Raw genomic sequence first — 21269 nt, forward strand, 5'->3', positions numbered from 1 at the left:
GGGAGTCTCGCTGTCCGTCGCTCGCGTCCCTGCGGCGCGCATAGACTAGAACCTGTTCCACTCATCTGGAAGGGAGAGTGCGACACCGCCTCAGGGCCGCTTACTTCATGCCCCTCTCTGCCGGGACCGGCCCCGGCTTGCGGTAGACGTACGCGGGCGCTGCGTCCGGGGCGGCGTCCGCCGGAACCTCGTCCGCGTGGGCGTCGTCCGCCAGGGCGCGTACGAGGCCGTGGTCGGGGGACAGTGCGCACGCCGGGTCGGTGCGGGTGGCGTCGCCGGTGAGTGCGTACGCCTGGCAGCGGCAGCCGCCGAAGTCGCTCTCGCGCCGGGCGCAGCTGCGGCACGGCTCGGCCATCCAGCCGGTGCCGCGGTAGCGGTTGAAGGCCAGGGAGTGGTTCCAGATCCAGTCGAGCGGATGGTCGCGGATGTTCGGCGGGTCCAGGTCCGGCAGGGCGGCGGCCGCGGGACACGGCAGGACGGTTCCGTCCGGGGCGACGGTCAGCGAGACCGCCCCCCAGCCGCCCATACAGGGCTTCGCGACACCGTCGAAGTAGTCGGGCACCACCCACACCAGGTCGGTCCGGCCGGCGAGTTGCCGCCGGCGGCGCTCGACGGTGTCGCGGGCGCGGGCGAGCTGGTCGCGGGTGGGGAGCAGGGCGGTCCTGTTGCGCAGGGCCCAGCCGTAGAACTGGGTGTTGGCGAGCTCGATCCGGTCGGCGCCCCAGGCCACGCCCAGGTCGACGATGGCGTCGATTGCGCCGAGGTTGTCGCGGTGCAGGACGACGTTGAGGCCCAGCGGCAGGCCCGCGTCCCGTACGAGCGCGGCGGCCCGCTCCTTGGCGGCGAAGGAGGGGCTGCCGGCGATGCGGCCGGAGGCGGCCGGGTCGGCGTGCTGGACGGAGAGCTGGACGCTGCGCAGCCCGGCGGCCGCGAGGGCGGACAGTCTCGGTGCGCCGAGTCCGACGCCGCTGGTGACCAGCTGGGTGTAGATCCCGGCGGAGTCGGCCGCGGCGGTGATCGCCTCCAGGTCGGAGCGCAACAGCGGCTCACCGCCGGAGAGATGGGTGTGGACGACGCCGAACCGCGCGGCCTGCCGCATGACCTCCTCCCACTCGGCGGTGGCCAGCTCGCGCGACCTGCGGACCAGTTCGAGCGGATTGGAGCAGTACGGGCAGTGCAGCGGACAGGCGTGGGTGAGTTCGGCGAGCAGGGCCCAGGGGCGCGGTGGGTCGGTCATCGCAGCCAGCCCTCCTCGCGTACCCGGTGGAGGAAGTCGGGGACCTCGGTGGCCACGGGCGCGCCCGGGTGGCGCGCCGCCAGGACCTCGACGATCTCGCCGACCGCGCGCCGGCCGTCGCACAGCCGGATGACGCCGCCGGCCTGGGTGTTGAGGACGACGACCCGCTCCGGCAGCACCAGGAGGACGGCCCTGCGCACCGGGTCGTACCGGAACAGCACACCCGGCGCCAGGGCGGGCCGCCACTCGGCGCCCTCGGCCGCGCCCTCGACTGCGCCGTCGGCCGCGCTCACGGCTCGTCCTTGGAGTCGCCGTGGTCCACCGCGTCGAGCAGCGACCACAGCACCTCGCACTTGAAGGTGAGAGCCGCGACCGCCCGCTCCTGGTCATCCTCCGTGCGCGCCCAGTCCAGGACCAGTTCCAGCGCCTCCCCGCCGTCCTGCCGTCCTTGCGTCTCGCGGGTGCGGAAGTAGGCGAGTCCTTCAGGGGCGATCCACCCGTAGTGGCGCTCGAAGGCACCGATGCGGGTGCGCATGATGTCCGGGGCCGACAGCTCGGTGAGCGAGGCGGCCACGGCCTCCAGCGGGGAGTGCAGGCGGCAGAAGTTGACGTAGCCGTCCACGGCGAGCCGCACGCCGGGCAGGACGCCCTCCCCCGACAGGAGCCGGGCCCGGTCGATTCCGGCGGCCTCGCCGAGCCGCAGCCACCGCTCGATGCCGCCCTCCCCCGCGGCCCGCCCGTCGTGGTCCTCGATCCGCCGCAGCCACATGCGGCGCAGCTCCGGAGTCCCGAACTTGGCCGTGATCAGGGCGTCCTTGACGGGGATATGGCGCTGGTAGTGGAAGCGGTTGAGAATCCAGCGCCGCAGCTCGTCGGGGGTCAGGTCTCCTTGGTGCATACGGAGGTTGAAGGGGTGCCGGTCGTGGTAATGCTCCCGTGCGACGGCCCGCAGCCGGTCCTCGAAGGCGGCTGACGCGGGGGATGCGGTCCGTGCGGTGGATGCGGCGGGTGCGGTGGGTGCGGTGGGTGCGGTGGGTGCGGTTGGTGCGGTGGGTGCGGTTGATGCCGCTGATTCCGTTGGCGTGCTCACAGCTCGATGACCATTCCGTCGGCGGCGACCTCGATGCCCCGCTCGGCCAGCAGCTCGTACTGCGAGGCGCCCGGGTCGACCAGGGGGTTGGTGTTGTTGAGATGGGTGTAGAGGCAGCGGGCGGCGAGCGGGGCCAGGCGCTCCGCAGTGCCGCCGGGCCCGTCGATCGGGAGGTGCCCCATGCCGGTCGCGGTGCGCTCGGAGACACCGGTGCGCCGGGGCTCCTCGTCGTCCCAGAACGTGCCGTCGACGATCACGCAGTCGGCGTCGGTGACGGCCTTCTGGAGGGCATCGGGCCAGGAGGCGAGCGCCGGGGCGTAGATGGCGGTGGCACCGGTGGCGCGGTCGGTGAGGCGCAGCGCCACGACCCAGGTCCGGTCGTCCGGACCGGTCATGTCCGCCGCGTACCGGGGGCGCTTGGCGGAGACGGGGACGGCGCTGATCTCGATCGCGGAGTCCGCGGCGAGCGGCTCGGGCAGCTCATGGGGCCCAGATGACTCATGCGGCTCGTGCGGCAACTCCCGCCAGTTGAGGGAGGTGTACGGACCGAGGACCGCGCCCAGGTGGAGCCCGGTGAGCAGGGCCTCGCGTACGGCACCCGTGGCGAGCACCTCCAGGCCACGGGCCTCGCGGAGGCGCGCGATGCCCAGCGTGTGGTCGAGCTCCGCGTCGGTCAGCACCAGGCCCGCCAGCGGGGTGCGCCGCGCGCCGGGCCCGGGGCGGAGCGAGGGGGTGTCCTCGATCTGATCGCCGATGTCGGGGGTGGCGTTGACGACGTACCAGCGGCTGTCCGAGGCCCGTACGGCGAGCGAGGCGTGGCGGCGGCGCCACCGCGGGTGGGCGCGTGCCCCGGTGCAGCCGGGGCACGCGCAGTTCCACTGGGGTACGCCGCCGCCCGCCGCGGTGCCGAGCACCTGCAGCAGCATGGCGGCGGGACTAACGGTCGCTCAGGAAGTACGCGGTGACCTCGAGTCCGGTCTCGACCACCTCGTAGTCGGGGGTCTGCCAGGCCGCCGCGGCCTCCTCACCGCCGGGTCCCGCGTGCTGCGCCTGCTCCACGGCCTGCTGTACGGATTCGGTCATGGGCCATACCTGCCTTTCCTGGTGGGGGGTTTCCCGTTGCGGGAACTGTGCCGGGAGGCGTCTCGGGGGCCATGAGGGTTATCAGGGGTCATAAGGATCACTCCCCGCCCGGCGTGCTCTTGATGCAGGAGCTGTCACAGCGGCGGGAGTTCATCTGTTCAGGTTGACATCGGTCGCAGAATCGCGGACCTGGCGAGCCTCGGTCAATGGTGTGGACCAAGTTATTGACGAGTTAGGAAGGTTTCCTTACATTCACCGGCACCGGCACAACCCCCGTGCTCCACACCCCCTTCTCCGCAACCCCCTGCCCCACAACCCCACTTGGGCCCGCCATACCCAGGCTGTTCCTAGGAGGACCGCCCCATGGCAACAACCCCCCACACCTCCGCAAAGCGCACCTCCAGAAGACTCTCGCCGCACGCGCTCACCGCCGCCGCGGCCGCGACCGCCCTCGCCGCAGGGCTGCTCGTCGCGGTGGCCGGGCCGGGGAACGCGGCGCCCGTGCTGCTCAGCCAGGGCAAGCCGGCGACCGCCTCCTCCGAGGGCGGCGCCGGTCACGCCACGAAGTTCGCCGTCGACGGCGACACCGCCACCCGCTGGGCGAGCGTACGCAATGCCGACCCGCAGTGGATCAAGGTCGACCTCGGCGAGACGGCCACCGTCAGCCGGGTCAAGCTCGTCTGGGACCAGTCCTGCGCCTCGTCGTACAAGGTGGAGTTCTCGACCGACAACTCCACCTGGAAGACGGCGCATTCGACGACGGCGGGCGACGGCGGCACCGACGAGATCGACGCCTCGGGCACCGCCCGCTACGTCCGGGCTACCGGGTCCGTGCGCTGCCGCCCCGCCATGGGCTACTCCCTGCAGGAGTTCCAGGTCTTCGGCACCCGCGGCAGCGACAGCCAGGCACCCTCCACCCCGCAGAACCTGCGCTCCACCGGCTCCACCGCGACCAGCGTCGAGCTGGCCTGGGAGGCGGCCGAGGACAACGTGGGCGTCGTGGCGTACGACATCTACCACGACGGCAACAAGGTCGCCGAGGCGGCGGGCAGCGCCACGGCCAAGAAGGTCACCGGGCTGAAGCCCGGCACCGACTACCGCTTCACGGTCTTCGCGCGCGACGCGGCGGGCAATGTCTCCCAGGCCAGCAACGCGGTGCCGGTCACCACCCCGCCGAGTTCCGACACCACGAAGCCGTCCACGCCGTCCGGCCTGACCGTCGCCGGCACCGCGGCCGACAGCGCCTCGCTGAAGTGGACCGCCGCGACGGACGACGAGGCCGTGGCGGGCTACGACGTCTACAGCGGCTCGACCGTCGTCGCCCCCGACGTCGCGGGCACGACGGCGAAGGTGACCGGTCTCGCGGCCGACACGACGTACAGGTTCACCGTCCGGGCCAAGGACACCTCGGGCAACGTCTCGGACCCGAGCAACGAGGTCAGCGCGAAGACGAAGCCGGCCGGCGGAGGTGACTCGGTTCCCTCCGGCATCAAGACGATCTCGTCCGGCTGGTCGATCCCCTGGGGACTGAGTTGGCTCCCGGACGGCTCGGCGCTCTTCACCGAGCGGGATACGTATCTGGTGCACAAGCTCACCCAGGCAGGCCAGAAGACCGAGGTCGGCAAGGTGCCCAACGTGGTGACCACCGGGGGTGAGGGCGGGCTGCTCGGCGTCGCCGTGTCGCCGGACTGGAACAGCGACCACCACATCTATCTGATGCACTCGGCCTCGGGCGACAACCGGATCGTGCGGATGACGTACGACGGCTCCTCGCTCAGCGACTACACGGTGCTGGTCACCGGCATCAAGAAGAACAAGTACCACAACGGCGGCCGGATCAAGTTCGGCCCCGACGGCTACCTCTACGCCACCACGGGCGACGGCCAGACCCCGGACCTCGCGCAGGACAAGAACTCCCTCAACGGCAAGATCCTGCGGATGACCAAGGACGGAAAGCCCGCGCCGGGCAACCCGTTCGGCACGCTCGTCTACTCCCTCGGCCACCGCAACCCGCAGGGCATCACCTGGGACCCGGAAGGCAGGCTCTGGGAAGCCGAGTTCGGCAACAGCAAGTACGACGAGCTCAATCTGATCGAGTCCGGCAAGAACTACGGCTGGCCGGTCTGCGAGGGCAGCTGCGACAACTCCGGCATGACCAACCCCAAGCGGCAGTGGGCCGTGAGCGAGGCCTCGCCGAGCGCCGTCGCCTACGCAGACGGCGCCATCTACATGGCGGCGCTGCGCGGTGAGCGGCTGTGGCGGATACCGGTCGACGGCTCCAACGCGGGCACCCCGGCCGCGTACTACGTCAACCAGTACGGGCGGCTGCGGACGGTGGAGAAGGTCCCGGGCAAGAACGCCCTGTGGCTGTCCACGACCAACGCCGACAACAACGGAGGGGAACCGGACGGTGCGGACAAGGTGTTCCAGGTCGAGCTGAAGTAGCGCACGGCCTGTCCGCTGGGGGCGCGCTCTCGCCGAGCGCGCCCCTGCGGGCCCTCGCGGGCCCGCCCCGCCTCAGGCGGACCTCTCGTCCGGGAGTGGCGCGGCCCGCGGTACTACCGCATCCGGCGCGCCTGGAGCCCGTGCCCGCCGAGCGGCCCGACCTCCAGGCCGCGCTCCCGGCAGACCGTGACCAGGCCGGGCAGGGCGCCCAGCGCTGCCCGCCACGCGTCCGGGGCGCTCGTACGGTCGGAGTCGTGCAGCAGGACGGTCGCTCCGCCGCGCAGCGACCGCGTCATCTCGGACAGCACACCGGCCGGATTCGCCTCCGCCGTCCAGTCGTGGCCCCAGACCGACCAGAGCACCGGCTGCAGCCCGGCCCGCCGGGCGGCGGCCCAGCGCCCTCCGGTGAGGACGCCGTACGCCGGCCGGTACCACAGCGGCCGCACGCCGCCGATGCGCAGGACGGCATCCGCGGCGCGCGACACATCGCGGAGGTCGCGCCGGGGCCTCGGGTACCACGGCCACTCGTGCCGCCAGCCGTGGACGGCCAGTTCATGGCCCTCGGCGACGATCCGGCGGCCGAGCCCCGCGTACCGCTCGAGTTCCGCGCCGAGGACGAAGAACGTGGCCCGCACGGAGAGCCGGTCCAGTTCCCGCAGGAAGTGCGGGGTGCTCCGCGGGTCGGGCCCGTCGTCGAAGGTGAGGGCCACATGGCGCGGGTCCCCCTGACCGTCGAGGGCGGGGCTCACCGCCCGGCGCAGGGCCGGGAGCCAGGTGGCCGCGGGTCCGAAGTGCCAGCCGGCGGTGGCCAGTGCCGCGACGGCTGTCACCGTGGCGGTGGTACGCGCTGTCACCACATCTGCTCCCCGTTCTTCCCCGAGACCACCGGTGACCTGGCCAGTTGCACACTGCCCAGCACCAGCACGGCGAGTGCCACGGCCTCCGGCAGTATCCGCAGTCCCAGGGTGATGTGCTCGTCGAAGAGCACGACGCCGAGGATCACGCTGAGGAGCGCGTCGCCCAGGGTGAGCGCGGGCTGCGAGGCCACGAGCGTGCCCGCGTGCAGGGTCACCTGGAGCAGGAAGAAGCTGGCGAGCCCGACGACCGCGACCGCATACGTCTGCCACGCCGTCAGGAAGTCCCCCACCCCCTCGGCCAGCCGCCCGATGGCGTCCTTCATCAGCGCCGCGGTGCAGGAGAAGCCGATGGCCGTCGCAGTACCGAGCACCGCGGCCTTCGGCGCGGACGGCAGCCGGAGACCCACGGCGATCAGCACGGCCACCCCGACCAGCACCGACAGGGCCACCGGCAGCCACCTGCCGTCCGGCACGGTCGAGCTGCCCTCCGCGGGCTCGGCCAGGCGCAGGAAGGCGGCGAGTCCCGCGGCCATGGCGAGGAAGGCCCACCGGGTGCGGACATCCGGCCGGTGGTGGAAGACCATGCTGCCCACCACCAGCGTGAACAGCAGTTCCGTGGTCATCACGGGCTGCACCACGGCCAGTGGCCCGGCGGCGAGGGCGCCGGCCTGGCAGATCCCCGACAGGACGAGCGTGCCCGCCCCCCAGAGCCAGACCGGGTGGCGGAGGAGGGGCAGCAGCCAGCCGAGCCGCCGGGCCGCGGCCGCGGGCTGCTCCTCGGCAGCGGCACGGCGCTGCAGCACGGACGCGGCCGCGTTGGCGAGCGCGCCGAGCAGCGCCAGGGCGACCGAGAGGGCGGTCAGCACTCGACGCCCACCTCGCTCGCCTCCGGGCGCTTGCTGTGTTCGATCAGCGGCTTCCGGCCGCGGGCGGTGCCGACGCTCTCCCTCAGCCTTCGGCCGGGTGGCGATGCCCCCGGCGAAGCCAGGGGGAGTGCCCCCACGACACCTGCGCTCGTTCCTCGCTTGATCTCGTCACTTTCACAGCGTCTTATAGCGCCTCCGGCGCGGGCGGCGCGCCCCTTGGCTCGCTCAGTCGTCCTCGTCCCGTCCATGGCTTCTCCGGACCTCGCAGCGCGCCTCAGCCGAAGCGCTTGGCGAGCGCACGGAAGACGCCGGGTGCGGCACCGTGCACGCGCGCGGGCAGGCCGAGCCAGGGCGGTACGAAGGCCTCCTCCCGCCCGGTGACGAGGGCCTGCCACACGGCGTCCGCCACCCGCCCCGGGGGCACGGGCCGCGGCCTGCTGCGGTGGTACGGCACCCCCCGGCGGCTGAAGAAGGGGGTGTCCACGGCGCCGGGCATGACCATCGACACCCGTACGCCCGTGAGGCCGAGCTCGTGGAGCTCATAGCGCAGGCTGTCCGCGAAGGCCATGAGTCCCCCTTTCGTGGCGGCGTACACCGCCTCGTCGCGCACCCCCACACACCCGGCCATGGAGCCGAGCATCACCACGCGCCCCGCTCCCCGGCTGACCATCCCGGGCAGGAAGAGCCGCACCAGGTGGACCACGGCGGACAGGTTGACCGACAGGACCCGGTCGATGGCCTCCCGCGGCATCCCGGTGAACGGTCCGGCCCAGCCGATCCCCGCGGCCGCGACCAGCGCGTCGACCCGGCCACCGCGCTCCAGAGCCTCTTCCGCGAGCCGCTCGCGGCCGCCGCTGTCGGTGACGTCGGCGGGCAGCGGGGTGCCGTCCGTCAGCTTGGCCACCCCGGCGAGCCGCTCCTCGTCGCGCCCGTTGAGCAGCAGCTGCCAGCCGCCCTCGGAGGCCAGCCGCTCGGCGACCGCCGCGCCGATCCCTGAGGACGCACCCGTGATGAGCGCTACGGGTCGCTCAGCGCCGGAAGCGGCACGGCGCCGGGGCCTGTGGGGCATCGTGGGTCCTCCGGGTCTTCAGAAGCTGCGCTTCCAGCATCCTGGCTACCCGGCTGGGCCGCCTCCTCACAGCCCACGGTCCGATCCACCCGAACAGCTCGATTCAGGCCGCCGCCCGTGCGGCATTCAGCCCTTCGGCACGACCCTCGGCCCCGGCCTCACCCAAGCCGCGGCCCCAGCCCGGTCCCGACCGACCTCGACCCTGGAGTCTCATGGAGCGGCGTTTCGTGGTGCTCAGCGCGAGCATGGGCGCGGGCCACGACGCGGTGGCCGGCGAACTCGCGCGCCGATTGCGGGCCCGGGGCCACGACGTCCTGGTACGGGACGTGCTCGCGCTGCTGCCGCCGGGCGCCGGGGCGGCCCTGCGCTCCTTCTACCGCGCCTCGGTCCGCTATGCCCCGCAGCTGTACGCGGGGATCTACGCGGCCTTCCTGTCGCCCGGCGAGGGGCCTCGGCCCGGCACCTCTCCCCTGGCCGCGCTGGCCGAGCGCCGGCTGACGGACCTGGTGGAGCGCCGAGGCGCCGACGCCGTGGTGTCCACCTTCCACCTGGCGGCGCAGATCACCGGTCGGATGCGTGAACGGAAGGTCCTGGAGATCCCCAGCGCTGTGGTCGTCATCGACTTCGCCGTGCACCGGGGTTGGCTGCATCCCGGCAACGACCTCCACCTCTGCGTCACCGAGGCCGCGGCCGAGGCCGCGCGCCGGGGGACCGGCCGCCCCGCCGCCGCGCCAGGTCCCGTGGTGCCCCCGGAGTTCCTCGCGGCCGCCGGCGCCCCGGACGCGCGGTGGCGCGCCACGCTCACCCGCCATGCGCCGGACCGTCCCGCGGTCCTGCTCTCCGCGGGTGCGTGGGGAGTCGGCTCGGGGCTGAAGTCCACGGCGCAGGCGCTGTCCCACCACGGCTGCCTGCCCGTGCTGCTGTGCGGCCGGGACGAGCGGCTGCGGCAACGGGCGGCCCGGCTGCCGGGTGTGCTGGCGCTGGGCTGGGTGGGCGACCTGGCGGGTCTGATGTCGGCAGCCCGGGTCCTGGTCGACAACGCGGCGGGCCAGACCGCGGTGCAGGCGCTCGCTGCCGGACTCCCCGTGATCGGTTACCGCCCCATCCCCGGCCATGGGGCGGAAGGGGTACGGGAGATGGCGGCGGCCGGCCTCTCCGCGTACGCCGAGTCGCCGGGCGAGCTGCTCGCCACCGTCGGTCGACTGGCCCTCGACGGTCCTGGGCGCAGTCGGCGTATCGCCGAGGGAAGGGCGGCCTTCAGAGCGGACGCCGCCCAGCTCCTCTGCGATCTGGCCGGATGACCGGGATCGTCAGCGTCGCTGACGACGTCCGGCAACGGCTCCGAACGGGACCTTACGGGAGTGACGGCCACCGGGGGCGAGGCCGGCCGGATGGAGAGCCGGGTCAGGCGTAAGCCCGGTCGGCAGGCCTCGACGATGGCGTGATCCGCCGGGGTGTTCAGGCGCCGCTCCCGGACGGCTCGAGTCCGGCCAGCGCCGCACCTTCCGCCAGCGCCTCGCGGAGCATGGCGGGCGTGAGCCTGCCCGTGAAGGTGTTCTGCTGGCTGACGTGGTAGCAGCCGAGGAGGTGCAGCGTGGACCCGCCGCCCGCGTCGGGGAGTTCGATGTGCACGCCGTGGCCGAACCGCGGGCGCGGGCGCGGCACCTGCCACCCGGCCTCCTCGAGCACCGGCAGCAGCGCCTGCCAGCCGAACGCACCGAGCACCACGACCGCCCGAAGGGTCGGCCGCAGCAGCTCGAGCTCCCGGGCCAGCCACGGACGGCAGGTGAGCCGCTCCTGTGGCGTCGGCTTGTTGGCGGGCGGCGCGCAGTGCACCGGCGCGGTCACCCGTACCCCGTAGAGCTCGAGGCCGTCGCCGCGCGCCGTCGATTCCGGCTGCGACGCCAGCCCTACGGCGTGCAGCGCGGCGAAGAGGACATCGCCCGAGCGGTCGCCGGTGAAGATCCGGCCGGTGCGGTTGCCGCCGTGCGCCGCCGGGGCGAGCCCGACGACGGCGAGTGCGGCATCGGGCGGCCCGAACCCCGGCACCGGGCGCGCCCAGTAGTCCCACTCCTGGAACGCCCGCCGCTTGACCCGGGCGGTCTCCTCCCGCCACTCCACCAGGCGCGGGCAGGCCCGGCAGCGGATCAGCTCGTCGTCCAGGGCGGCGAGGTCACCGGCCCGGGGTGCCGTGCGGGACGGAAAGTCCGGCGCATCGGGGCCCGGTGCTCCCCCGGTCCCTCGCTTCCGCTGCTCACCCTGCACGACGCCGCCTCCTCGCAGACCTGGCCGGATGCCTGCGCCGGTTCCCTACCCCGGCTCCCTGCACCGGCTCCGTACGCCGCGCCGTTGAGCGCTCCGTACGGATCCGTGGCTCCACTCCGATCATCGCGCGATCCGGCCCGCCTGTGGGCCCAAGGGCGCTGACGCCTCGGCAGGTGTGACCGGCGGTAGCGACGCATGTGACAGGTGTCAAGTGGCGTGACGCTCACGAATGTTTAACGAATCGCTGATTTTTGAGCCTCTTGATGTCACAGTTGCTCACGAGGATGCAGTTACTGACCGGTTGGACCAAAGAGTTGGGAGGTGCCATGGCACTCCGCAGAGCGACCGCAGCGGACGTTCTCGCCATGCTGAGCACCCTTCTGCTCGCGGTCCTGATGTTCTGCCAGGCAGCCGCAACTCCCGCGGAGGCCGGGGACATCCGCGCCGGCGGAGCCCCGAAGGAAGCCGACTCCTTAGCCGGCGGCCCGTCCTGGGACGACCCCCATCCCGCCGACGGGCCGCATCCGCATCCCAGCGCCACCCGGCCGTACAACCGGCCCATTGCGCTCCCGCCGCCCACCGGCGGCCGCACCCTCAGCGTCTTCACCAGCGACGGCGGCCCAGCCGCCCGCTCCATTCCCCGGCCCACGGCGCACGGCCCTCCCCACGGCCAACCAGGCCTCGGCCCCGCAGCACGCCCCGCCGTACTGCAGGTGTTCCGCCTCTGATCGGGCCAGTCGGCTCCCGCACGGCTTTCCCCCACTGCGTACCTGCGATCCGACCAGGACGACCACCCCCACTGCGCGCCCTTCACCGGGCGCGCCGGAGGAACACCCCCATGCACACCCTTATGAAGAACGCCCGTGCCTTCCGGGACCGGGCCGCCGCGCAGGCCGACGAGTTCGGCCGCCTGGCGGAAGGCCAGTCCCCGGAAGCGCTGTTCATCACCTGCTCCGACTCGCGGGTGATCCCCTCGCTGATCACCGGAGCCCGCCCCGGCGAGCTCTTCGAACTCCGCACGGCGGGCAGCATCATCCCCGCTCACCGGCCGGACCGACCATCGAGCGAGGCGGCCACGATCGAGTACGCCGTCGAGGTCCTCGGCGTCGCGGACATCGTCGTCTGCGGCCACTCCCACTGCGGGGCCGTCGGCGCCATGGTGCGCCGCGAGGACCTCTCCGGCGTCCCCGCCGTCCGCGGCTGGCTGGAGAGCGCATCGCCTCCGCCGGTCTTCGTCGACCCCTCGGCGCCCGACATCGCCGAGGCCGTCCAGGACCACGTACTCCGGCAGCTCCGGCAGTTGCGCGACTATCCGTGCGTCGCGCGGGGGATGGCCGAGGGTCGGCTGCGCCTGCACGGCTGGTTCTACGAGATAGCCACGGGGTCTGTGCTCGCGCACCGGGCCGACGACGACGCCTTCCTTCCGCTATGAACGCGGAGACCACCCGCGTGAGCGGGATACCCGAGCAGGAGAGTCGCGGACCGGGAACCTACGCCCCCGGGACCTATGACCCAGGAACCTACGACACGGAGGCCCAAGGCCACGCAACCTATGACACAGGGCCCCACGGCCACCCGGCCTACGACACAGGAACCCACGGCACCGCAACCGATGGCACAGGAACCCACCGCCGCCCGACCTACGACACAGGGCCCCACGGCCACCCGGCCTACGACACAGGAACCCACGGCACCGCAACCGATGGCACGGGAGCCCACCGCCGCCCGACCTACGACACAGGGCCCCACGGCCACCCGGCCTACGACACGGGAACCCACAGCCGGCCGACCTACGACACCGGAACCCACGGCACCGTAAGCCCCGAACCGGAAAGCCGCAGGCGCGAAAGCAGCGGGCCCGGGGGCGGGCCAGGGTCTCGGGGATCAGGCAACCGCGGACGCCACCGGCGGGCGGCGCAGCAGCGCGGGGACCGCCCCTCCACCTCCACCCTGCGGACCGACATCACCGCGTCGGTCGTCGTCTTCCTCGTCGCCCTACCGCTGTGCGTGGGCGTGGCCGTCGCGTCCGGAGTCCCGGCCGAACTCGGCCTGGTGACGGGCATCGTGGGCGGTATCGTCACCGGGATGCTCCCGGGGAGCAGCCTGCAGGTCAGCGGCCCCGCCGCGGGCCTGACCGTCCTCATGCTCGAAGCCGTCACCGAGTTCGGTATCGGCGCCCTTGGCGTGTTCGTCGTGACGGCGGGCGTGCTCCAGCTGGTGATGGGCGCGCTGCGCCTCGGCCGCTGGTTCCGCGCCATCTCCATTGCCGTCGTGGAAGGCATGCTCGGTGGCATCGGTCTGGTGCTGATCGCCGGTCAGCTCTACGCGATGGCGGACGCGAAAGCGCCCGGCTCGGGGCCGGCCAACATCGCGGGCCTGCCCGGGATGTTCGCCAAGACGGCCGGTTCGCCGCCGGCGCTGACGGCCTTCGCGCTCGGCGTGGGCACCGTCGTGATCATGGCCTGCTGGAAGCACATGCCGGAGAAGGTCCGCGTGCTCCCCGCACCGCTCGCGGCCGTCGCGCTCACCACCGCCGCCGTGGGGCTGTTCCAGCTGCCCGTGAAGCGGGTGGAGGTCAAGGGCCTCCTGGGCGCGATCCAGCCGCCGGGCCTCGACGACCTCGACGGGATCATGGAGGCCGGAATCGTCGGGGCGGTCGGCACCGTCGTCGCGATCACCCTCATCGCGTCGGCGGAGAGCCTGTTCAGCGCCGCCGCGGTCGACCGGCTGCACAGCGGCCCCGGCACCGACTACGACAAGGAGCTGATGGCCCAGGGAGCGGGCAACACGGTGTGCGGTGCGCTCGGTGCGCTGCCGATGACCGCCGTCATCGTGCGCAGCGCGGCCAACGTCCAGGCGGGCGCCAAGACCAAGGTCTCGCGGGTGCTGCACGGCGTATGGCTGCTGCTCTTCGCGGCGCTGCTGCCCGCCGCGCTCGGCCTCATCCCGGTGGCCACGCTCGCCGGCATCCTCGTCTTCTCGGGCTGGAAGCTGATCCCGCTGGGCGAATTGAAGCCGCTGTGGCGCGAACACCGCGGCGAGGCGCTGATTCTGATGGTGACGGCCATCGCCATCATCGCCACGAGCATGTTCGAAGGCGTGCTGGTGGGGCTGCTGCTCGCGGTCGCCAAGACCGCGTGGGACACCTCGCACATCCAGGTGCAGGTGGACGACAGTGGCGGCAAGGCTGCCCCCGTACGCGTGGCCATTTCGGGCAACGCGACCTTCCTTCGCCTGCCGCGGATCCTCGACGCCCTGGAGGGTCTGCCGAAGGACCGTCAGATCGAGCTCGACCTGCTCGACCTGCGGCACTTGGACCACGCGTGCCATACGGCGCTGACGAACTGGGCGGACAAGCACAACAAGGAAGAGGGCGTCACGCGTGTAGTGATGTCAACGGTCTGACCGAAGACCACGGTTGTGTGGTCGCGGGCCCCCTCACTCCCCGGGCGGGAGCGAGGGGGCCCGCGTGTCCTGTCTCGCGCGCTCACGGCCGCTGACAGACCCGGAACCCGCTCGCAGCCGGTCCACGGGCTCCGCCCCTGGCCCCCTGGGGGCTGGGGGCCGAGCTCCGAGGTCCGGCAAGGGGCGGATCAGGGGGGAGAGCCGCCGCGCCGGCGGCGGCGCGGCCACCTCCCCCATGATCGTGTTCTCGCAGACACAGGCGCTGCGCCACGTGTCCACGAGCGTCTCCGGAGCGATACTGGCACTGCCCGGCGGTGCTACTTCGCCCAAGGGGGTTGCACGATGAGGATTGCCTGACACAGAGTCAGCAAAGTCGCCGCGGGTCCCGCCCGAGTCCACTCGGGCCCGCCGCGCAACTGTCGAGATCATTAAGCCGCCACCCTCTCTGACCTGCGAATACCTGGTCCTGGCGGCGGCCAGGCTCACTCGGAGGTACACCATGAAGATGCTGATCAACGTGCCCGAGACCGTGGTCGCCGATGGCCTGCGCGGGCTGGCCGCCGCTCACCCCGAGCTGACGGTCGACGTCGAGAACCGCGTGATCGTACGGCGGGACGCCCCCGTCGCCGACAAGGTCGGACTGGTCTCGGGCGGCGGTTCCGGCCACGAGCCACTGCACGGCGGATTCGTCGGGCCCGGGATGCTCGATGCGGCCTGTCCCGGAGAGGTCTTCACCTCCCCCGTCCCCGACCAGATGGCGCGCGCCGCGGCGGCCGTGGACAGCGGCAAGGGCGTGCTGTTCATCGTGAAGAACTACACGGGCGACGTGCTCAACTTCAACATGGCCGCGGAGCTGGCGGAGGACGAGGGAATCCAGGTCGCCAGCGTGCTGGTGAACGACGACGTGGCCGTCACCGACAGCCTCTACACGGCCGGGCGGCGCGGTGTGGGCGCCACCCTGTTCGTCGAGAAGATCGCGGGCGCGGCGGCCGAGGAAGGCGCGCCACTGGAACGCGTCGAGGCCATCGCCCGAAAGGTCAACGAGTCCTCGCGGAGCTTCGGGGTCGCGCTGAGCGCCTGCACGACCCCGGCCAAGGGCGGCCCCACCTTCGACCTGCCGCCCGGCGAGCTGGAGCTGGGCATCGGCATCCACGGCGAGCCGGGGCGCGAGCGCCGCGCCATGATGACGTCGCGCGAGATCGCGGACTTCGCGGTCGACGCCGTCCTGGAGGACCTGCGGCCGGACTCCCCCGTGCTGGCCCTGGTCAACGGCATGGGCGCGACGCCGCTGCTCGAGCTGTACGGGTTCAACGCCGAGGTGCAGCGCGTGCTGGGCGAGCGCGGCGTGAGCGTCGCCCGGACGCTCGTCGGCAACTACGTCACCTCGCTCGACATGGCCGGCTGCTCGGTGACGCTGTGCCAGTCTGATGAGGAACTGCTGCGGCTGTGGGACGCGCCGGTGGCGACGGCGGGGCTGCGCTGGGGCCGGTGATCCAGGACGAGGACCGGCCCGGAGGAGGTCCGGGACCGGACGCGGCGCCCGGCGCCAGGGCTCATGCGACATCGCCCTTGCGCCGGAGGCCGCCCGTCACCGGCCGCGCCGCCCACTGCCCCTCCGTCGCCCGCTCACGACCCCTGTCGCCGGCTCACAGCCCCCGCTCGGCGAGGTACGCATCGAACTCCTCGCTGCGCTGGGTGTCTTCGAAGACCACGTACCGCGTGAGCTTCCCCCACCGGACGTGCCCGTAGATGGTGCCCTCGTTCTCGTAGACGGTCTCGCCCCGCTCGTCCTCGCAGGAGTCGTGGAAGCGCAGGCAGATCCGGGTCGCCCAGGGCGGCCCCGAGACGAGGACGTCATCGAACTCGATCTTGAGGCCGGTGTCCACGAACCGCTGCAGCCACTTCTCGAGCTCCTTCTTGCCGCGGAACTCGCCGGCCCAGGAGCTGCGGCCGGGAAAGATGAACCGCACGTCGTCCGCGTACGTCCGGAGCTGCGGCGCGAGGTCGCCGTCGGCCAGCCGCCGCGCGTTGTAGCGGACCATCGCGCCCACCGCCGCCTCGTACAGCGCGGGCAGGACGGCCCCCGCGACGATTCCGGCGACAACGGCTGATCGGCTCCTGCCCGGCATCCCGGTCCTCCTCGCACTCGGCGGTCCCACTCGGATGTGACCGTAGTGCCCCGGGGAACCGCGCGCACGGCGGTCACGGCGGATCGTGGCGGTCACGGCGGATCGTGCCTGTTCCGCGCATGGGTACGGCTCCGGCGCAGGCCACGGGGGTAGCGTCGCGCCCGTGGATGAGCGATACGGGCCGCGCTCCGCTTCGCCGGAGACGCCCTGCTGACGACCACCGAGGAGTTCCGCTGCGTTCTCGCCCGGCGGGCGGAGCGCACGTGACCGGCCGACGCAGGGTCAGAACTTGTCGCTGCCCATGTGCTCGGCGAAGGAAGCCGGATCGGCGTCGAATCCGCGAACGGCCGGCCGGAACTCCCACTCCCCCACGTCGTCCCGGGTGAACTCCGCAACGATCGCGGCCGTGGACTCCGAAACGCCTGCGAAGTCGCTCGTCGCCAGTTCAGCATGCCCTTCGAGGATCCGGATGCTGCTGTTCGGCACGTCGCCGAAGGTCATCCGCCCTTCGCGCTGCTGGATGGCCACGCCCACGACCACGCGCGCGTACGTCGGCGCCAGCCGCTCGAGTTCCAGGGTCATGGCCTCATCGGTGCCAAGCCCCTGACCGGTGCGGCTGTCCCTGTTGAGGGTGATGGTGCCGTCGGGCGACCGGCTGTCGAAGTGGACGAGGTAGGCGGGCTTGCCGTACGGGGCATCCGCGGGATAGGTGGCGGCGACGATGTCGAGATCGTGGTCCGGCGCCCCGAAGGGGCTGGGGTCCCACTTGAGCGCCACCTCGACTTTGCTGATCCCCTTGCTGAGACTGCTCACGGACTTCCTTCCTCCCCGAACCGCGCCGGCATGTGATGGAGCACCCTGGGGCCCGGCGCCGGTGACACCGTCGCGCCGCTCCATGGCTGAGAGTGTTTCAGCAGGCGGCTGCCCCGCTCCAGGGTGTTGGCCAAGGTGGCGTGGCGGAGAAGCGAATTTCGGCCATCCACGGCACGGCCAGGGCTCTGGCCTGTGGTTCACGCGTGCGGGACGACGGCGACAGGACGGGCCGCGTGATGCAGCACCGCCTGGGTCACCGGTCCGATGGGGGCTCCCGCGGCCGCGGTCCGGTTGCGCCGCCCCACGATCAGCAGACTCGCATCTGCACCCGCTTCCACGATCTGCCGTCCCGCCGAACCGGACGCCAGCCGCTCGTCCACCCCCACCGCGGGGAACCTCTCCCGCAAGGGACTCAGCACGTCCTCCAGCTCCTGCCTCACACGCGACTCCAGCCCCGCGCCCGCCGCCGGGTCCAGGAGTGCGGACGGGGAGGCGTACAGCGAGTCCCGGCTCCAGGCATGGACCACGCGCAGCGTGGATCCCCGAACGGCGGCGGTCTCGAAGGCGAAGTCGATCAACGGGCCGCACGGGCGGCGGAAGTCCAGCCCGACGACGACCGGGCGACCCTCGTCCTCTTCCAGCCTGGCTTCCCCGCGGACCACCACCACCGGCCGCCGTGCCCGGGAGATCACCGTCAGTCCGACGGAGCCGACCAGGAATCCGGCGAGACCACCGAGCCCGCTGGAGCCGAGGACCAGGAGCTCCGACTCCCGGGCGGCGTCCAGGAGCACCTCGGCCGGCGTGTCCGCAGTCTCGTTCGCGGCGATCACCAGGCCCGGATGCCGGTCACCGGCCCGGCGCCATGCCCTGCGGAGCTGAGCCTCCTCCCAGTCTCGCTGGGCCGCGGCGCCCCTGAAGAACCGCTGGCCGCCGGTCTGCCCGTCCGAGGCGTGCACGATGCACAGCGCCAGACCGCGCAGCGCGGCCTCCCCGGCTGCCCATTCAGCGGCCGCCAGGCTCTCCGGAGAGCCGTCGACACCGACGGCCACGGGTCGTTTCACCATGGATATCCCAACGCCCCCCACGGCTTCGGGGCGTACCCCTTCCCATGGCCAGCCTCCCGCCCGCGCTGCTTCCGCCAGAGGGGCCGAACGTCCTTTTCCGCGGCCATCGGTCCCGTGGGAACGGGGCGCCGGATCACGCGTGAAGGTGCCTTGCCGTGGCCGCGGGCTTACTGTCTCCGTATGAGCGGCGGGGACGAATCGCCCGCCGGCTGGGGCGAGACCCCGGCCGTCGCCGGCGACGGCGACGACGGCCTGGAGAAGCCGGCCGAGCATCTGCAGCAGGGGCTGGAAGGACTCGGCGCGCACGCGGGCGGGCTCTTTCTGCTCAATCCGGAGCAGGTCTTGGAGCTCACGATCCTGGTGGGGCTACCGCGCGAATTCGCCGGACCGTGGGAGCGGGTGAGTCTCGCCGCTCCGAATCCGGTGGCCGACCCGGTGCGCACGGGCGAACTGGTCTGGGTGAGCAGCCAGGAAGGCTGGATGCGCCACTATCCGCGCATCGCCGTCGCCGTCCCGTACGACTACTCGCTGGCCGCCGTCCCGGTCAGCGGCTCGGGCGGCAGCTACGGGTCGGTGTTCGCGCTGTGGCCCGGCGCCCAGCCGTACCCGATCCCCGATGAGCTGCGGGACGGGATCTGGAGCCTGGCTGCGCGCCTGGGCCGCGAGCTGGACCGGTCCACCGCTGAAGGGCACCGTCCGCGTCACCGGGGCGAGCCGCTCATCGTGAGCGCGTCCAGCCCCGCCCCAGGAACCGCCGAGGCCACCGAGCGGATGTACGCGCGGCTGCCCGAGGGCGTCTTCGCGCTGGACGTCCACGGGAGCATCACCGCGGTGACCCCCGCCGCCGCTCGCCTGCTCGGAGAGCCGGCCGTACGGCTCGTCGGCGCCCGGCCCTGGGAGCTGCTGCCCTGGCTGCACGACCCGCTCTACGACCGCTACCGGGCCGCCGCGATCAGCGGGCTGCCCACATCGGACATCGGGCTGCGCCCTCCCGACCAGTGGCTGAACTTCGAGGTGTACCCGGACACCTCGGGCGTCAGCGTCCGCGTCAGCCCGGCCCCCGGGCAGCGTGTTCCCGTCCAGCCGGCGGATCTGGCCCACGAGCTGCTGCCCGCCCCCACGGGGGCGCTGTATCACGTGCTCCACCTGGCGACGACCCTGACCGAGGCCATCGGCGTGGAGGACGTGGTGAACCTGGTCGCCGACGAGATCATGCCCGCGTACGGTGGCCAGGCGCTCGCCGTACTCGCCACCGACGGCGGACGGCTGCAGATCGTCGGCCAGCGCGGCTACCCGCGCGAGGTGGTCGCGCGCTATACCGAAAGCCCGCGGTTCGCGTTCACGCCCGGCGCGCGGGCGCTGCACTCCGGCCAGGCCGGCTTCTACGAGTCGGTGGCGGACCTGGACCGGGACTTCCCGCACGGCACCGGCCGGCACGACGGCATGGCGTCCTGGGCCTTCCTGCCCCTCATCGCCTCCGGCCGCCCGATCGGCACCTGCGTCCTCGCCTACGCCCGGCCGCACCACTTCACCGCCACCGAACGCGCCGTGCTGGTCTCCCTGGGCGGCCTGATCGCCCAGGCACTGGACCGTGCCCGCCACTACGACATGAAGCTGGAGCTCGCCCGCGGACTCCAGCACGTCCTGCTGCCTCAGGCCCTCCCCGTCGTCCCCGGCCTGGCGACATCCGCGCGCTATCTGCCCGGCACCGAGGGCATGGACATCGGCGGAGACTTCTACGACCTCGTACCGGTCGGCCGGGACGCCGCGGCCGCCGTCATCGGCGACGTACAGGGCCACAATGTCACCGCCGCGGCCCTCATGGGCCAGATCCGGTCGGCCGTCCACGCCTACACCACGGCCGACACCCATCCCGGGCAGGTCCTCGCCAGTACCAACCGGCTGCTCGCAGACCTCGAAACCAGCCTGTTCGCCAGCTGTGCCTGCCTCCGCCTGGACCTGCGGCACCGGGAGGCCTGCCTGGCCAGCGCCGGGCACCCGCACCCCCTGGTGCGCACGCCCGACGGGGCGGTCCAGGCGCTGCCCACCCCGGGCGGCCTGCTGCTGGGCGTCGAGCGGGACAGCGACTACCCGGAGTCCTGGTTCCCGATGCCGGTCGGAACCACGGTCGTGCTCTACACCGACGGGCTGGTGGAGACGCCCGGTACCGACTTCGGCGATGCGGTGGCCGAGCTGGCCGAGGAGGTGTCGCGGGCCGGAAGCCTGCCCCTGGAGGACCTCGCGGACGCCCTCGTCCGCCGCGCCCACATCGCCCGGCACCGCACCGACGACATCGCGCTGCTCCTCCTCCGCACGGTCCAGGAGAGCGGGGAATGAGGCCCACTGCCGAGCTGCAGCCGTGGGGATTGCGCCGGATCGTACGGGTTTAACTCAAGGACGGGAGATCACCACAGGAAGGGAGCCGTCCTGCCCGTTCCGATGCGAAGGAGGCAGCCATGACCACTGCACGGGAGATCATGCACGCCGGCACCACGTGCGTGCAGGAGGACCAGACCCTGGAGGACGCGGCGCGCATGATGCGCGACCTGGGCGTCGGCTCCCTCCCGATCTGCGGCCCCGACGACCGGCTCCACGGGATCATCACCGACCGCGACATCGTCGTAAAGTGCATCGCCAAGGGCAAGGACCCCAAGACCATGACCGCGGGCTACCTCGCCCAGGGCAAGCCGGTCACGATCGATGCCGAGGCCGACGCCGGCTCGGTCCTGCGGGCCATGGAGGAGCACCGCATCCGTCGGCTGCCCGTCATCGACGACCATCGCCTGGTCGGCATGATCAGCGAAGCGGACCTCGCCCGCCACCTCTCGGAGAAGCAGGTCGGCCACTTCGTCGAGGTGGTCTGCGCAACCCCCTGACCCCCATGAAGCCCCGTACGACATGAAGCCCCCGTACGACGAAGGGGCCCACCGGTCCCGTCGACGACCC

Annotated in this window: 20 protein-coding genes; 8 read left to right on the top strand and 12 right to left on the bottom strand. The window is 72.5% G+C overall.

Features of this window, described 5'->3' with window-relative positions; genetic code table 11:
• Window positions 1–100: 100 nt before the first annotated feature.
• From pqqE to pqqA, 5 genes are all read right to left on the bottom strand, one after another.
• Complete coding sequence (gene pqqE, locus ACTWQC_RS22360) at window positions 101–1237, bottom strand: pyrroloquinoline quinone biosynthesis protein PqqE (protein WP_443317558.1); 1137 nt, start codon at window positions 1235–1237, stop codon at window positions 101–103.
• The gene (pqqD, locus tag ACTWQC_RS22365) at window positions 1234–1530 is read right to left on the bottom strand and encodes a pyrroloquinoline quinone biosynthesis peptide chaperone PqqD (RefSeq protein ID WP_443317559.1); all 297 of its coding nucleotides are present in this window, start codon (window positions 1528–1530) and stop codon (window positions 1234–1236) included. Before pqqD ends, pqqE begins: the two co-directional genes overlap by 4 nt.
• Window positions 1527–2189, bottom strand: a complete 663-nt coding sequence (pqqC, locus tag ACTWQC_RS22370; protein WP_443317591.1) for a pyrroloquinoline-quinone synthase PqqC — start codon at window positions 2187–2189, stop codon at window positions 1527–1529. Before pqqC ends, pqqD begins: the two co-directional genes overlap by 4 nt.
• A 134-nt stretch (window positions 2190–2323) precedes the next feature.
• Complete coding sequence (gene pqqB, locus ACTWQC_RS22375; protein WP_443317560.1) at window positions 2324–3253, bottom strand: pyrroloquinoline quinone biosynthesis protein PqqB; 930 nt, start codon at window positions 3251–3253, stop codon at window positions 2324–2326.
• A gap of 10 nt (window positions 3254–3263) precedes the next feature.
• On the bottom strand, window positions 3264–3410 hold the full coding sequence (gene pqqA, locus ACTWQC_RS22380) for a pyrroloquinoline quinone precursor peptide PqqA (protein ID WP_443317561.1): 147 nt from the start codon (window positions 3408–3410) through the stop codon (window positions 3264–3266).
• Window positions 3411–3773: 363 nt separating this feature from the next.
• Here pqqA and ACTWQC_RS22385 point away from each other — a divergent pair, with 363 nt between their 5' ends.
• Window positions 3774–5855 (top strand): PQQ-dependent sugar dehydrogenase, encoded by a 2082-nt coding sequence (locus ACTWQC_RS22385; RefSeq protein ID WP_443317562.1) that lies wholly within the window; start codon window positions 3774–3776, stop codon window positions 5853–5855.
• Window positions 5856–5968: 113 nt separating this feature from the next.
• On the opposite strand, the gene ACTWQC_RS22390 is transcribed toward ACTWQC_RS22385, so the two are convergent.
• The 3 genes from ACTWQC_RS22390 to ACTWQC_RS22400 form a co-directional block, all read right to left on the bottom strand.
• Entirely contained in the window at window positions 5969–6712 is a 744-nt protein-coding gene (locus ACTWQC_RS22390; protein WP_443317563.1) for a polysaccharide deacetylase family protein, read from the bottom strand.
• The gene (locus ACTWQC_RS22395; RefSeq protein WP_443317592.1) at window positions 6706–7575 is read right to left on the bottom strand and encodes a DMT family transporter; all 870 of its coding nucleotides are present in this window, start codon (window positions 7573–7575) and stop codon (window positions 6706–6708) included. The genes ACTWQC_RS22390 and ACTWQC_RS22395 overlap by 7 nt, the downstream gene beginning before the upstream one ends.
• A 277-nt stretch (window positions 7576–7852) precedes the next feature.
• Window positions 7853–8647: an SDR family NAD(P)-dependent oxidoreductase gene (locus ACTWQC_RS22400; protein ID WP_443317564.1), complete on the bottom strand. Its 795-nt coding sequence runs from the start codon at window positions 8645–8647 to the stop codon at window positions 7853–7855.
• A 212-nt stretch (window positions 8648–8859) separates the two neighbouring features.
• Between ACTWQC_RS22400 and ACTWQC_RS22405 the strand changes: the two genes are divergently transcribed.
• Window positions 8860–9948 (top strand): MGDG synthase family glycosyltransferase, encoded by a 1089-nt coding sequence (locus tag ACTWQC_RS22405; protein WP_443317565.1) that lies wholly within the window; start codon window positions 8860–8862, stop codon window positions 9946–9948.
• A gap of 157 nt (window positions 9949–10105) precedes the next feature.
• Here ACTWQC_RS22405 and ACTWQC_RS22410 read toward each other — a convergent pair whose 3' ends face one another.
• Window positions 10106–10912, bottom strand: coding sequence for a uracil-DNA glycosylase (locus tag ACTWQC_RS22410; protein WP_443317566.1), 807 nt, complete (start codon window positions 10910–10912; stop codon window positions 10106–10108).
• Between the two features lie 326 nt (window positions 10913–11238).
• Here ACTWQC_RS22410 and ACTWQC_RS22415 point away from each other — a divergent pair, with 326 nt between their 5' ends.
• The 4 genes from ACTWQC_RS22415 to dhaK all read left to right on the top strand — a co-directional run bounded on the left by ACTWQC_RS22415 (window position 11239) and on the right by dhaK (window position 15809).
• Window positions 11239–11640 carry a hypothetical protein gene (locus ACTWQC_RS22415; RefSeq protein ID WP_443317567.1) on the top strand — a complete coding sequence of 134 codons (402 nt, stop codon included), beginning with the start codon at window positions 11239–11241 and terminating at the stop codon, window positions 11638–11640.
• A 110-nt stretch (window positions 11641–11750) separates the two neighbouring features.
• A complete protein-coding gene (locus ACTWQC_RS22420; RefSeq protein ID WP_443317568.1) occupies window positions 11751–12344 on the top strand; it encodes a carbonic anhydrase in 594 nt (197 codons plus the stop codon).
• Between the two features lie 518 nt (window positions 12345–12862).
• On the top strand, window positions 12863–14317 hold the full coding sequence (locus ACTWQC_RS22425) for a SulP family inorganic anion transporter (protein WP_443317593.1): 1455 nt from the start codon (window positions 12863–12865) through the stop codon (window positions 14315–14317).
• A gap of 499 nt (window positions 14318–14816) precedes the next feature.
• Window positions 14817–15809 carry a dihydroxyacetone kinase subunit DhaK gene (gene dhaK / locus ACTWQC_RS22430; protein ID WP_443317569.1) on the top strand — a complete coding sequence of 331 codons (993 nt, stop codon included), beginning with the start codon at window positions 14817–14819 and terminating at the stop codon, window positions 15807–15809.
• A 154-nt stretch (window positions 15810–15963) separates the two neighbouring features.
• Here the strand turns inward: dhaK and ACTWQC_RS22435 are convergent, their stop codons facing one another.
• The 3 genes from ACTWQC_RS22435 to ACTWQC_RS22445 form a co-directional block, all read right to left on the bottom strand.
• Window positions 15964–16446: a nuclear transport factor 2 family protein gene (locus ACTWQC_RS22435; protein WP_443317570.1), complete on the bottom strand. Its 483-nt coding sequence runs from the start codon at window positions 16444–16446 to the stop codon at window positions 15964–15966.
• Between the two features lie 282 nt (window positions 16447–16728).
• Window positions 16729–17343 carry a TerD family protein gene (locus ACTWQC_RS22440; RefSeq protein WP_443317571.1) on the bottom strand — a complete coding sequence of 205 codons (615 nt, stop codon included), beginning with the start codon at window positions 17341–17343 and terminating at the stop codon, window positions 16729–16731.
• A 113-nt stretch (window positions 17344–17456) separates the two neighbouring features.
• Window positions 17457–18323: a universal stress protein gene (locus tag ACTWQC_RS22445; protein ID WP_443317572.1), complete on the bottom strand. Its 867-nt coding sequence runs from the start codon at window positions 18321–18323 to the stop codon at window positions 17457–17459.
• Between the two features lie 180 nt (window positions 18324–18503).
• On the opposite strand from ACTWQC_RS22445, the gene ACTWQC_RS22450 reads away from it, so the two are divergent.
• Both ACTWQC_RS22450 and ACTWQC_RS22455 read left to right on the top strand, forming a co-directional pair.
• Entirely contained in the window at window positions 18504–20660 is a 2157-nt protein-coding gene (locus tag ACTWQC_RS22450) for a SpoIIE family protein phosphatase (RefSeq protein WP_443317573.1), read from the top strand.
• A 119-nt stretch (window positions 20661–20779) separates the two neighbouring features.
• Window positions 20780–21199 carry a CBS domain-containing protein gene (locus ACTWQC_RS22455; protein ID WP_443317574.1) on the top strand — a complete coding sequence of 140 codons (420 nt, stop codon included), beginning with the start codon at window positions 20780–20782 and terminating at the stop codon, window positions 21197–21199.
• The last annotated feature ends 70 nt before the right edge of the window (window positions 21200–21269 follow it).

The organism is Streptomyces sp. 8N616, from assembly GCF_052246385.1.
GTDB lineage: Bacteria > Actinomycetota > Actinomycetes > Streptomycetales > Streptomycetaceae > Streptomyces.